The organism is Sulfitobacter pontiacus (genome assembly GCF_040790665.1).
Lineage (GTDB): Bacteria > Pseudomonadota > Alphaproteobacteria > Rhodobacterales > Rhodobacteraceae > Sulfitobacter > Sulfitobacter pontiacus.
In genome coordinates, this window is the sequence record NZ_CP160849.1 from 2,498,231 (window position 1) to 2,510,732 (window position 12,502).

Annotated in this window: 8 protein-coding genes; 6 read left to right on the forward strand and 2 right to left on the reverse strand. The window is 58.9% G+C overall.

Going from position 1 to position 12,502, the window contains the following annotated elements; translation table 11 throughout:
- The first annotated feature begins 23 nt into the window (after positions 1 to 23).
- The 6 genes from AB1495_RS12365 (at position 24) to uvrA (ending at position 11,001) form a co-directional block, all read left to right on the forward strand.
- Positions 24 to 3,368, forward strand: coding sequence for a DUF3971 domain-containing protein (locus AB1495_RS12365; RefSeq protein ID WP_074635084.1), 3,345 nt, complete (start codon positions 24 to 26; stop codon positions 3,366 to 3,368).
- Positions 3,369 to 3,377: 9 nt separating this feature from the next.
- Positions 3,378 to 4,442: a tRNA preQ1(34) S-adenosylmethionine ribosyltransferase-isomerase QueA gene (queA, locus tag AB1495_RS12370; protein ID WP_074635083.1), complete on the forward strand. Its 1,065-nt coding sequence runs from the start codon at positions 3,378 to 3,380 to the stop codon at positions 4,440 to 4,442.
- Between the two features lie 74 nt (positions 4,443 to 4,516).
- Positions 4,517 to 5,779: an MFS transporter gene (locus tag AB1495_RS12375; protein ID WP_005852959.1), complete on the forward strand. Its 1,263-nt coding sequence runs from the start codon at positions 4,517 to 4,519 to the stop codon at positions 5,777 to 5,779.
- A gap of 81 nt (positions 5,780 to 5,860) precedes the next feature.
- Complete coding sequence (locus AB1495_RS12380) at positions 5,861 to 6,427, forward strand: DUF924 family protein (RefSeq protein ID WP_074635082.1); 567 nt, start codon at positions 5,861 to 5,863, stop codon at positions 6,425 to 6,427.
- Between the two features lie 107 nt (positions 6,428 to 6,534).
- Positions 6,535 to 7,929 (forward strand): dihydrolipoyl dehydrogenase, encoded by a 1,395-nt coding sequence (gene lpdA / locus AB1495_RS12385; RefSeq protein WP_074635081.1) that lies wholly within the window; start codon positions 6,535 to 6,537, stop codon positions 7,927 to 7,929.
- Between the two features lie 189 nt (positions 7,930 to 8,118).
- The gene (gene uvrA / locus AB1495_RS12390; protein ID WP_074635080.1) at positions 8,119 to 11,001 is read left to right on the forward strand and encodes an excinuclease ABC subunit UvrA; all 2,883 of its coding nucleotides are present in this window, start codon (positions 8,119 to 8,121) and stop codon (positions 10,999 to 11,001) included.
- An 87-nt stretch (positions 11,002 to 11,088) separates the two neighbouring features.
- Here the strand turns inward: uvrA and AB1495_RS12395 are convergent, their stop codons facing one another.
- Both AB1495_RS12395 and mmsB read right to left on the reverse strand, forming a co-directional pair.
- Positions 11,089 to 11,529, reverse strand: a complete 441-nt coding sequence (locus tag AB1495_RS12395; protein ID WP_037944027.1) for a hypothetical protein — start codon at positions 11,527 to 11,529, stop codon at positions 11,089 to 11,091.
- 97 nt (positions 11,530 to 11,626) lie between these two features.
- Positions 11,627 to 12,502 carry a 3-hydroxyisobutyrate dehydrogenase gene (gene mmsB / locus AB1495_RS12400; RefSeq protein ID WP_074635079.1) on the reverse strand — a complete coding sequence of 292 codons (876 nt, stop codon included), beginning with the start codon at positions 12,500 to 12,502 and terminating at the stop codon, positions 11,627 to 11,629.

The window sequence follows — 12,502 nt, forward strand, 5'->3', positions numbered from 1 at the left end:
GCCGCCCTAAAAACCGGACGCCCATGCCCAACACCAGCGCAGCCCCCCGCAGCCCCAAGCGGAGACGACTTTGGCAAGCCACCAAATGGTCGCTGCTGGTTATTTCGCTGATTGTTGCCACCATCGCGGGGGCTGCCATCTATATGATCCGCAGCCCCATTGTCGTGCCGGAATGGCTCGAGACGCGCATCGAAGAGCGGTTTGCCAAAGATATGCCGCTTGCGCGGATCGGCTTTGGAGAGATGGTGTTGATCGTGGACGAAGGGTGGCGGCCGCGCGTTCGGCTGCGGGACGTGAATATCACCAACCCCCAAGGGGTTAGCTTTGCCGCCTTCCGCGAAGTGCGGGCCAGTTTTTCCATTCAGGGCCTGCTGGCAGGCGATGTGCAGCCGCGCGATATTGCGATGTCCGGGGTGGTGGCCAATTTGCGTCGCGATAAGGATGGCCGCGTCGCGCTGAGCGCGGCGAGCGGGACTGCCCCGGCAGAGCGGCGGGCGGCCACGATGCCGCAGTTGATCGGCCAGCTTGATACGGTGTTCGAGACGAAGGCGCTGTCGCGGCTGCGGTCGATAGAGCTGCGCGCCCTGACCTTGCGCTACACCGATCTGCAGTCCGACAGGATGTGGACGGTGGATGGCGGGCGGCTGTTGCTGGACCGCGAAGGCGATAACCTGCGGATGACGGCCGAGCTCGCCGTTTTGGGCGGGGGGGCGGATGTTGCCACGCTTTCTGCCAACTACAGCAGCAAAATCGGCGATACCGCGTCGCAGTTCGGTGTGAATTTCGATGGCGTGAGCGCGGGCGACATCGCGGTGCAGAACCCAGCGTTTGCTTGGTTGAAAGTGCTGCGCGCGTCTATCTCCGGTTCGGTGCGCAGCAGCCTTGACGAGGACGGCACCTTCGAGCCGCTGAACGCGACTCTGCAAATCGGGGCCGGGGTGGTTCAGCCTAATGAGCGTGCTACGCCGATCCCCTTTGACGGGGCCCGCAGCTATTTCAGCTATGACCCAGATCAGCGTCTGCTGCGTTTTGACGAGCTTTCGGTCGAAAGCAAATGGGTGTCGGGCCGGATCGAGGGGGCCGCAAGTCTGGGTATTGATGACAGCGGTAAACTGGGCGAGCTGGTCGCACAGGTTCGTCTGCGCGATCTGGTGGCTGACCCTGCCGATATTTATGACACCCCTGTGTCGATTGAGGGTGCCGATCTGGATGCCAAAATCACTTTCAACCCGTTTCACATGTCCGTCGGCCGTATGGATATCGTCGACGGGGGGACGACGTTGAACCTGTCGGGGGATTTGCGGGCGGGGCCGCAGGGGTGGCAAGTTGCGCTGGATGCGGGGTTGAACGCGTTGAAACCAGCGCGCCTGCTTGAGCTTTGGCCAGAAAACGTCAAACCAAAGACCCGCAAGTGGGTGGACGAAAATATCTACGCCGGCGCGTTGAGCGACGTTGACCTTGCCTTTCGTTTGAAGCCGGGCGCGGCACCGCAAGCATACCTCGACTTTGACTTTCAGGGTGCCGAGGTTCGATTTTTGCGCACCATGCCGAATATCACCGACGGCAGCGGTCATGCGAGCCTTTCGCGCAACCGCTTTGTTGTCAGCGTGGATACCGGGGTGATCACACCGCCCGACGAGACGCCGGTGTCGGTGAACGGGTCTTCGTTCATCATGCCGGATGTCACGGTCAAGGACGGCCCTCCCGGCATCGTTCGGTTGCGCGCCGATGCGGACATCACATCGGTCCTGGCGCTGTTGAACCGGCCCCCGTTGCAGGCAATGGACAAGGCCAACCTGCCGGTTGACGTCGTCGATGCACGGGCCCAGTTGGCGGGCACTTTGTCCTTTCCGATGAAAAAAGGCTCTGACCCGAAGCTGACGATCTTCGACATAAACGGAACGCTGGCGGAATTCCAAAGCGACCGTCTGGTCAAAGATCGCGCGCTGCGTGCCGACCAGCTGACATTGAACGCGTCCAACAGCGGCCTGACGATCAAGGGCGAGGGCGAGCTGGACGGCGTTCCCTTTGACGGCGAATGGTCCCAACCCTTCGGGAAGGCGGGCGCTGCGAGCAGTGTCAGGGCAGATATTGCGCTGAACGCCAAAACGCTCGAGACTTTCAAGATCGCGCTGCCCCCTGATACGATCGCAGGTGAAGGGCGGGCGTGGTTCGCGATGGATCTGGTTAAAGGCCAACCCCCTGATTTTTCTGTCATATCGGATCTGCGGGGTTTGCGCATCACCGTTCCACAGATCGGCTGGACCAAAGCGCGATCCCAGACGGGCACGTTGGAGATATCGGGGCGGCTTGGGCCGGTTCCAGACGTCGATACCTTGAAGATCAGCGCCGCGGGGCTGTCGGCGCAGGGAGATGTCACATTGCACCCAAGTGGTGCGTTGGACAGATTGCAATTTCACCGATTGCAGGTCGGGAACTGGCTGGATGTGCCTGTTGATCTGATCGGGCAGGGGGCAGGTCGCCCGGTGCAGGTGGTGGTGAAAGGCGGCCGTCTTGATTTGCGCAGGGCGGAGCTCGGAAAAAGCAAGCCCAGCGGGGTCGCGAGCCCGCCGATGTTGTTGTCGCTGGATCGACTGCAAGTCACGGATAAAATTGCCCTGACAGGAATGCAGGGCGAATTTAACGTCGCGCGTGGCCTTGATGGACGGTTCACGGCAGCCTTGAACGGGGGCGCGCCGGTTTCGGGTCGCGTCGTACCCAAGGATGGCCGTAGCGCGGTGCAATTGACGGCAACCGATGCTGGTGGCGTTTTGAGGTCTGCCAACATTGCACAACAAGTCCACGGCGGCGCGCTTTCGTTGACCCTGGTACCCACCGGATCGGGCGGGGCTTTCGACGGTCATGCAGAGATTAAAGACGTTCGTATCAAGGACGCCCCAACGATTGCAGCGCTGGTGAACGCAGTTTCCGTGGTCGGGCTGATCAACGAGTTGAACGGGGACGGGATATATTTTGACACGGTCGAAGCTGATTTTCGCCTGTCTTCCAATCGCGTCAACCTGACCCAAGCCAGCGCGACGGGGGCGTCGCTTGGGATTTCTATGGATGGGGTTTTTGCCACTGACACCGGCCAGATGGCGCTGCAGGGTGTGATCTCTCCTGTATATATGTTGAACGGAATAGCCAGTTTTCTGACCCGCAAGGGCGAGGGGCTTTTGGGTTTCAACTACTCTATCGGCGGGACGGTGCAGAACCCGTCTGTCTCGGTGAACCCGCTGTCGGGGTTTGTGCCCGGTGCGATGCGGGATATTTTTCGCAGCACTCCACGCACGACGCCCGCTCAGGATGGGGGGGCTGCCACCCCCGCGCCACAAAAACCTGTTGCTCAACGCTTTGAGGGGCGCTAACGGGCGCGTATGAAACTCAGTGACTTCGATTTTGAACTGCCCGAGCGTTTGATCGCGACACGCCCTGCGGTCCCCCGTACGTCGGCCAAGATGCTGGTTGCGCAGGGTGATCATATCACTGACACGACTGTCGCCAATATCAGCGATTGGTTGCGTCCAGGGGATCGGCTGGTGCTGAATGACACAAGGGTTATTCCGGCGCGGTTGTCGGGGGTTCGCCGCCGGGACAGCGCACAGGGTCCGGTGCAGGCGCGTATCGAAGTAACCTTGCTGGAGCCACGGGGCGATGCGGACTGGACAGCGCTGATCAAGCCGTTGAAAAAGCTCAAGATTGACGAGACTGTCGTCTTTAGCGCCGATCTTTCTGCGCGTTTGATTGGCGTCGAGGATGGGCAGGGTCGACTGCGCTTCAACTGCAGCGGCGACGATTTTGACGCCGCGCTGAATGATGCCGGTGCGATGCCATTGCCGCCCTATATTGCGGGCAAGCGTCCGGCAGACGCGCAGGACATGACGGATTATCAAACCGTTTTCGCCAAGAATGCGGGCGCAGTGGCCGCGCCTACGGCGTCGCTCCACTTTGATCAGTTGCTGCTGGATCAGCTCGCCGAGATGGGGGTGCGCTTTAGCCACGTCACCTTGCATGTGGGCGCGGGGACGTTTCTGCCCGTGAAGGTCGATGACATTGCTGACCATAAAATGCACAGCGAGTGGGGGCAGGTGAGCGCGCAGGCAGCTGCCGAAATCTCCGCCACCAAAGCTGCTGGCGGGCGGGTCATACCCGTTGGGACCACTGCCTTGCGGCTGGTCGAGACCGCTGCGCGGTCCGGGAATATCCAACCCTGGGAAGGGGATACCGATATTTTCATTACCCCCGGTTTTGAATTCAATGTCGCAGACGCGTTGATGACGAATTTCCATCTTCCGAAGTCGACCCTCATGATGCTCGTTTCGGCATTGATGGGGCAGAAAACTATACAAAAGATTTACAATCACGCGATTGAATCGAATTATCGGTTTTTCTCCTATGGCGATGCGTCGCTGCTCTTTCCAAAGACGCAAATAAACGCCTGAATGTCGTTCGGGGGGGTGACACCTCTTGGGATCGCCGTCAGGGAGGGGGCTGATCGCGTTAAAGGATTCGTAAGATGTTTCAGGTACTGAGCAGCGCATGGGCGCTTTTGTTGGGCATGTGTTTGCTGATGGTGGGCAACGGCATGCAAGGTACGCTCTTGGGGATTCGCGGCGGGATCGAGGCATTTTCGACCTTCGAAATGTCGATCGTGATGTCGGCATATTTCGTGGGCTTTTTGGGCGGCTCGCGTATGGCACCGGGTATGATCCGGCGCGTCGGTCACGTGCGTGTCTTCGCGGCGCTGGCGTCGATGATCTCGGCTGTCATGATCCTGTATCCGACCTTTCCGAACGTCGCTGTCTGGTCGGTGGGCCGCGTGTTGATCGGCTTTTGTTTTTCTGCGGTTTACGTGACAGCAGAAAGCTGGCTCAACAACGCCGCTACTAACGAAAACCGGGGGCAGGCGCTGTCATTGTATATGATCGTGCAAACCTTTGGCATCGTTATTGCGCAAGCGCTTTTGCTCACCGCGGACCCTTCAGGCTTTGTCCTGTTCGTTATTCCGTCGGTTTTGGTCAGCGTGGCGGTGACGCCAATTTTGCTGTCGATCAGCCCGACGCCCGCGTTTGACACCACCAAACCGATGAGCTTGCGCGAACTGGCCGGCTTCTCGCCCTTGGGGTGTGTCGGCATGTTCCTGTTGGGCGGGGTCTTTTCGGCGCAGTTCGGCATGGCCTCGGTTTACGGTGCCGAAGCCGGGCTGACCGTGGCGCAGATTTCGATCTTCGTTGCGACGTTTTTTGTGGGTTCGGTGGTTTTGCAATATCCGATCGGTTGGGTTTCGGACCGGATGGACCGTCGTCTTTTGATCGTTATCACCTCCATCATTGGGGGTATCGGGTCTGTCATCGGCATGCTGTTGGGGCATAACTTTAGCGTGCTGCTGCTGACCGCCTTTGTCGTAGGTGGCATGTCTAACCCATTGTATTCGCTTCTTATTGCGCACACGAACGACTTCCTTGAACCCGAGGATATGGCCGCGGCATCCGGTGGCATGATCTTTATTAACGGGTTGGGCGCTATTCTGGGTCCGGTGATCACCGGCTGGATGATGGGCACCGCGCTCGGGCCGGGCGGGTTCTACCTGTTCACGGCGGTTCTGTTCTTTGCTTTGGCGGTCTACGCGTCCTACCGCGCGACGGTGCGTCCGGCCATTCCTGCGGATGAAACGGGTAACTACATCCCGATTTACCCCGCTGCGACGACCGTTGCGGTCGAATTGGCGCAAGAATACGCGATCGAGAGCGAACAAACCGCCGAAGCGGAGCCGACCTAGACGTTTTGCTAATTCGTTACATCTTGTGTCTAATGAAATTAGAAAAATTTGATCTTTTCTGTGGTCAAAGGAGGCAAGGCTATGAAAACGCGTGAGGACGTACGTCGGTTCTGGCTGGATGAAACTGGGCCTGCGGGATGGTATGCGGTGGATGATGACCTTGATGCCGCGATCCGGTCACAGTTTCTGGACACCTGGTCGCTTATCGGGACCCATCGGTTGGACCATTGGCTGACCGATGCGAAAGGCACTTTGGCCTATCTCATTCTAGCGGATCAGTTTCCGCGCAATATGTTTCGTGGGCAGGGGAAGGCGTTTTCGACCGATCTGCGGGCCCTGCGGGCAGCTCAAACCGCTGTGCGCAACGAATGGGATAGACTTATTGCGCCGCCTGAACGGCAATTTTTTTACCTTCCGTTCATGCATTCAGAAAGTCTGACCGATCAGGATCACTGCGTTCGGCTGGTCGTTGACCGTATGCCCGACGCCGAGGATACGCTGCGGCATGCGCGCGCGCATCGAAAGGTGATCCGGCAATTCGGCAGATTTCCCTATCGCAACAACGCCTTGGGTCGGCGAAGCACCGCCGCTGAAACCGAATATCTTGACGACGGGGGGTATGCCTATACCCTGCGGACACTCACGTAAGTGCGGGTTAGGCGGTTTGATCCTGGGTCGGAATTCTCCGAGTTGCTGACGCTCGCGAGATAGTTTACCACTAAACTAAATTTCAATACGTGCTGCGAGGTTGCATAATGGCTGCGAAATCCTTTGATCTGATCGTGATTGGTGCGGGGCCGGGGGGCTATGTTGCGGCCATCCGGGGCGCGCAACTGGGGCTTTCGGTCGCCATTGTAGAGCGTGAGCACCTAGGCGGCATTTGTCTTAACTGGGGCTGTATCCCGACCAAAGCGCTTTTGCGGTCGTCGGAAGTATTCCACCTGATGCAGCGGGCAAGCGAGTTTGGCCTGAAGGCAGACAATATCGGCTATGATCTGGAGGCAGTTGTCAAGCGGTCGCGCAAGGTTGCGGGGCAGCTGTCCGGCGGTATCGGGCATTTGATGAAAAAGAACAAAGTCTCGGTCTTCATGGGCGCGGCAACGTTAGCGGGCAAAGGTAAAGTGTCGGTTAAGTCGAAAGACGGGGAAGAGACGCTGATCGCCAAGAATATCGTACTGGCGACCGGTGCGCGGGCCCGCAACCTGCCTGGGCTGGAAGCAGACGGAAAACGCGTGTGGATGTACAAGGATGCCTTGCAGCCGCCCCATATGCCGAAAAAGCTGCTGGTGATCGGATCTGGCGCGATCGGTATCGAATTCGCAAGCTTTTACAATACCTTGGGCGCAGACACGACTGTTGTCGAGGTGATGGATCGTATCCTTCCCGTCGAGGATGAAGAGATCAGCAAATTTGCGAAAAAGCAGTTCGAAAAACAGGGCATGAAGATCATGCAGAAGGCCGTTGTCAAACAACTGGACCGCGCTGATGACAAGGTGACTGCCCATATCGAAACGGGCGGCAAGGTGACCAAGCATGAGTTTGACACCGTGATCTCCGCCGTAGGTATCGTTGGCAATGTCGAGGATCTTGGGCTGGAGGATCTGGGCGTGAAAATTGATCGGACCCATGTCGTGACCGATGAATATTGCCGGACCGGCGTCGAGGGGCTGTATGCCATCGGTGACATCGCCGGTGCCCCTTGGTTGGCGCATAAAGCCTCGCACGAGGGGGTGATGGTCGCCGAATTGATCGCGGGTCAACACACGCACCCGGTCAAACCGGAATCCATCGCCGGCTGCACCTATTGTCACCCGCAGGTCGCGTCCGTCGGGTATACGGAAGCCAAGGCGAAAGAGCTTGGCTTTGACGTTAAGGTGGGTCGCTTCCCCTTTATCGGGAATGGCAAGGCGATTGCCCTTGGCGAGCCCGAGGGGATGATCAAAACCGTCTTTGACGCAAAAACAGGCGAATTGCTTGGCGCGCATATGGTGGGCGCCGAGGTGACCGAGCTGATCCAGGGCTATGTCGTGGGGCGTCAGCTTGAGACCACCGAAGAAGACCTGATGAACACCGTCTTCCCGCACCCGACCTTGTCAGAAATGATGCATGAATCCGTGCTGGATGCTTACGGACGCGTTATTCATATGTAGCCTTTGCCCGCGCATAGCGGGGTCCTGATCTTTGCAACGCCCGGTGACAAATTCAATGTTGCCGGGCGTTTGCCGTCGTAATGGCAGCCCAAAATGCGCCGCGATAATGTCGTTCCCCTTGTGTTCTTATTTTTTCGTTGGAGAATCCGTAGCACGCACCTATGTACTAAGCGTTAACGGGGGTCCGATATGGCTGAGCTAAAGAACATCGAAGTGCGCGGCGCGCGCGAACACAATCTAAAGAACATCGACGTGGACATTCCGCGCGATAAGCTGGTTGTGATTACCGGGCTTTCCGGGTCGGGTAAATCGAGCCTCGCGTTCGATACGATCTATGCCGAAGGGCAGCGACGCTATGTGGAATCGCTCAGCGCCTATGCGCGGCAATTCCTTGATATGATGCAGAAACCCGATGTGGATCACATCAGCGGCCTGTCGCCAGCGATTTCGATTGAACAGAAGACCACGTCGAAAAACCCCCGCTCTACCGTGGGGACGGTCACCGAGATTTATGACTATATGCGCCTGCTTTTTGCGCGCGTCGGCACGCCCTATTCCCCCGCGACCGGCAAGCCAATCGAGGCGCAGCAGGTGCAGGATATGGTCGACCGCGTGATGACCATGCCCGAAGGCACGCGCGCCTACCTGTTGGCCCCGATCATTCGTGACCGGAAGGGCGAGTACCGCAAAGAGTTCCTTGAGCTGCGCAAGCAGGGCTTTCAGCGAGTAAAAGTGAACGGCGAATTTTACGAACTGGACGAGCCGCCCACGCTGGACAAGAAGTTCCGCCATGACATCGACGTGGTTGTCGACCGTATCGTGGTGCGTGAGGGGCTAGAGACACGCTTGGCGGATTCCCTGCGCACAGCGCTTGATCTGGCTGATGGGATCGCCGTGCTGGAAACCGCCCCGACCGAGGGCGAGCCCGAGCGTCATACCTTCAGCGAAAAATTTGCCTGTCCTGTCAGCGGCTTCACGATCCCCGAGATCGAGCCGCGTCTGTTTTCATTCAACGCTCCTTTCGGTGCCTGTCCGTCCTGTGATGGTCTGGGCAAGGAGTTGTTTTTTGATGAACGCCTTGTGGTGCCCGACCAGAACCTCAAGGTCTATGACGGTGCGCTGGCCCCGTGGCGCAAGGGTAAGTCCCCGTATTTCAAGCAAACGATCGAAGCCATCGCAAAACACTATCAATTTAGTGAAAATACGCGGTGGAAAGATCTGCCCGAGAAGGTGCAGCAGGTGTTCCTGCATGGCTCCGGCAAGGAAGAGATCAAGTTCCGCTATGACGAAGGCGGCCGTGTGTACGAGGTCAGCCGCGTTTTCGAAGGGGTGATCCCCAATATGGAGCGCCGCTACCGCGAGACGGATAGCAACTGGATCCGCGAAGAATTCGAACGCTACCAGAACAACCGCCCCTGTGGCACCTGCAACGGCTACCGGCTGCGGCCCGAAGCGCTTGCTGTCAAGATCGGCCCGTCGGATGGCGACAGCGACACGCTGCTGCATGCCGGACAAGTCGTTGAAATGTCGATCCGCGAAGCTTTTGACTGGTGCACCAAAGTGCCCGATTACCTGACCGTTCAGAAGAACGAGATCGCGCGTGCGATCCTCAAGGAAATCCGCGAACGTCTGGGATTCCTGAACAATGTCGGGTTGGAGTATCTGACGCTGGCACGCTCTAGCGGGACGCTCAGCGGGGGGGAAAGCCAACGTATTCGGCTTGCGTCGCAGATCGGGTCGGGGCTGACAGGGGTGCTTTACGTGCTTGACGAACCCTCGATCGGGTTGCACCAGCGCGACAATGACCGCTTGCTCCAGACGCTGAAAAACCTGCGGGATCAGGGCAATACGGTCATCGTCGTTGAACACGACGAAGAGGCGATCCGTGAGGCGGATTATGTGTTTGATATCGGGCCGGGGGCCGGTGTGCACGGCGGGCAGGTGGTCAGCCACGGGACATCGCAAGAGGTCGCCAATGATCCGAATTCGCTGACAGGGCAATACCTTACCGGCAAACGCGAGATCGCGGTGCCCGCTAAACGGCGTAAGGGCAACAAAAAGAAAATCCGTGTGGTCAAGGCGACGGGGAACAACCTCCAGAATGTCACGGTCGATTATCCACTGGGCAAATTCGTCTGCGTGACGGGTGTGTCAGGCGGTGGCAAATCGACCCTGACGATCGAGACCTTGTTCAAGACCGCGTCGATGAACCTGAACGGGGCGCGCCAGACGCCCGCGCCGTGCGAGACCATCAAGGGGCTGGAGCATCTGGACAAGGTGATCGACATTGACCAGCGCGCCATCGGGCGGACGCCGCGGTCGAACCCGGCGACCTATACCGGTGCCTTCACCCCGATCCGCGACTGGTTCGCCGGTCTGCCCGAAGCCAAGGCGCGCGGGTACAAGCCCGGGCGTTTCAGCTTTAACGTCAAGGGCGGACGCTGCGAGGCCTGTCAAGGCGACGGTGTGATCAAGATCGAGATGCACTTCCTGCCGGATGTCTATGTCGAATGTGAAACCTGCAAAGGCCAGCGCTATAACCGCGAAACGCTTGAGGTGAAGTTCAAGGGCAAGTCCATCGCTGACGTGCTGGATATGACTGTCGAGGACGCGCAGAGCTTCTTCCAGGCGGTCCCCAGCATCCGCGAAAAAATGGATGCGCTGATGCGTGTGGGCTTGGGCTACATCAAGGTGGGTCAGCAGGCGACGACGCTGTCGGGCGGGGAGGCGCAGCGCGTCAAACTGTCGAAAGAGCTCAGCAAACGCTCTACGGGCCGGACGCTGTATATCCTGGATGAACCGACCACGGGGCTGCACTTTGAAGACGTGCGCAAGCTTCTAGAGGTGCTGCACGAGCTGGTGGATCAGGGCAATACTGTGGTCGTCATTGAACACAACCTCGATGTCATCAAGACCGCGGACCATATCATCGACATTGGTCCAGAAGGCGGCGATGGCGGCGGGCAGGTGGTCGCGACCGGCACGCCTGAACAGGTTGCCGAGGTCGAGGGGAGCTATACCGGCCATTACCTCAAGCCGATGCTCGCCCCGCGTAAGGTTGCTGCCGAATAGCATTGCCGCCACTGCGGTAGACACAAAATGCCCCGTCCTAATCAGGCGGGGCATTGTTCATGAAATCTTAGGGTTTCGCGGCGCAGTTTAGTTTAGAAGGCGCGATGCCAGACCGATCAGCGCCAGTACGTCGTTGGTTTGCGGGTCCACGGCATAGACATAGCCGTCGTCCTGAACGTAGCGGTTGTAGCGGGTCAGCCCATGCCGGTGGGGCTGTTCGATCACGACGTAGCGCGTCAGCTTGTCGCCTTTGGCGTGGTGGTGCTTGTCATGCCCTTTGGCAAGATGACGCCCGTTGTCGCTGTGCTGCTTCTCGTGTTTCTTGATCGCCTTTTTGTATTCTTTAACAGCTTTCTTGTGCTGCTTTTGATGCTTTTTGTCATCGTGCTTATCATGCTTGGCCAAGGTCACCTGCGGTGCCGCGACATCGTAATGCCCCGACGCGCCATAGGAGGCAGAGGCCGCCTGTACGGCCGGGCTGAAGGCCAGCACGGCGAAGGCGCTTGCGGCGAGGGTAAGGGTTTTCATGCTCGTTCTCCGTTACAGTGTCGATACAGTAACAAACGAACGGCGCGCGGGTTTCCGTCGCTGGGACGAGACGGCGGGAACCCGCTTTCTTTTCCTGTCAGCCGTTGCGGCCGCGGGTTTCGAAACGGGGTAGCATGGCAGAGAAATCCTTGCCGTTTCCGTCTTCGTTCTCGACGAATTGCGCATAGAGCGCACGGGCGAGCTCTCCCATCGGGGTGTCTGCATCTGCCATCTCTGCTGCCTGCTGCGACAGCCCAAGATCCTTGAGCATCAGCTCCGCCGCGAAGCCCGGTGTGTAGCCATTGTCTGCGGGCGAGGTGGGGCCAACACCGGGGGCAGGGCAATAGGCGTTCATCGACCAGCTATAGCCCGACGAGGTGCTGACAACGTCGAACATCTTCTGCCGGTCCAGCCCCAGTTTATCGGCCAGTGCAAAGGCCTCGCAGGTGGCGATCATGGTGACGCCGAGGATCATGTTGTTGCAAATCTTCGCCGCTTGCCCCGCACCGGCATCGCCGCAATGCACCGCCTTTTGCCCCATGATGTCGAACAGGGGCTTGGCCTTTGCAAAGGCCTGCGTCGACCCGCCGGCCATAAAGGTCAGCGTGCCGCCAGATGCCCCGCCGATACCGCCAGACACGGGGGCGTCAACGGACATTATGCCTGCGTCTTCAGCAGCTTGCGCGGTGTTCTTCGCGCTTTCCACATCCACGGTGGAACAGTCGATGAACAGCGTGCCCTGCGCCATATGGGGGATCGCCTGCGCCGCCACTTGCCGCAGGATCGACCCGTTGGGCAGCATTGTGATCACCGCGTCCATGCCCGCCACAGCGGCTTCAAGGCTGTCTGCAAGGCGCACGCCCTCTGCCGTGGTGCCCGCCACGTCAAAGCCCGCCACGTCGTGGCCCGCTTTGGCGAGGTTGGTCGCCATAGGCGCGCCCATGTTGCCCAGTCCGATAAATCCGATCTTCAT

Bases quoted from the DNA above. Each gene is read 5' to 3' on its own strand.
- uvrA (WP_074635080.1), top strand. From the start codon at position 8,119: ATGGCTGAGCTAAAGAACATCGAAGTGCGCGGCGCGCGCGAACACAAT.
- queA (WP_074635083.1), top strand. From the start codon at position 3,378: ATGAAACTCAGTGACTTCGATTTTGAACTGCCCGAGCGTTTGATCGCG.
- lpdA (WP_074635081.1), top strand. From the start codon at position 6,535: ATGGCTGCGAAATCCTTTGATCTGATCGTGATTGGTGCGGGGCCGGGG.
- AB1495_RS12380 (WP_074635082.1), top strand. From the start codon at position 5,861: ATGAAAACGCGTGAGGACGTACGTCGGTTCTGGCTGGATGAAACTGGG.
- AB1495_RS12375 (WP_005852959.1), top strand. From the start codon at position 4,517: ATGTTTCAGGTACTGAGCAGCGCATGGGCGCTTTTGTTGGGCATGTGT.
- AB1495_RS12395 (WP_037944027.1), bottom strand. From the start codon at position 11,529: ATGAAAACCCTTACCCTCGCCGCAAGCGCCTTCGCCGTGCTGGCCTTC.
- mmsB (WP_074635079.1), bottom strand. From the start codon at position 12,502: ATGAAGATCGGATTTATCGGACTGGGCAACATGGGCGCGCCTATGGCG.
- AB1495_RS12365 (WP_074635084.1), top strand. From the start codon at position 24: ATGCCCAACACCAGCGCAGCCCCCCGCAGCCCCAAGCGGAGACGACTT.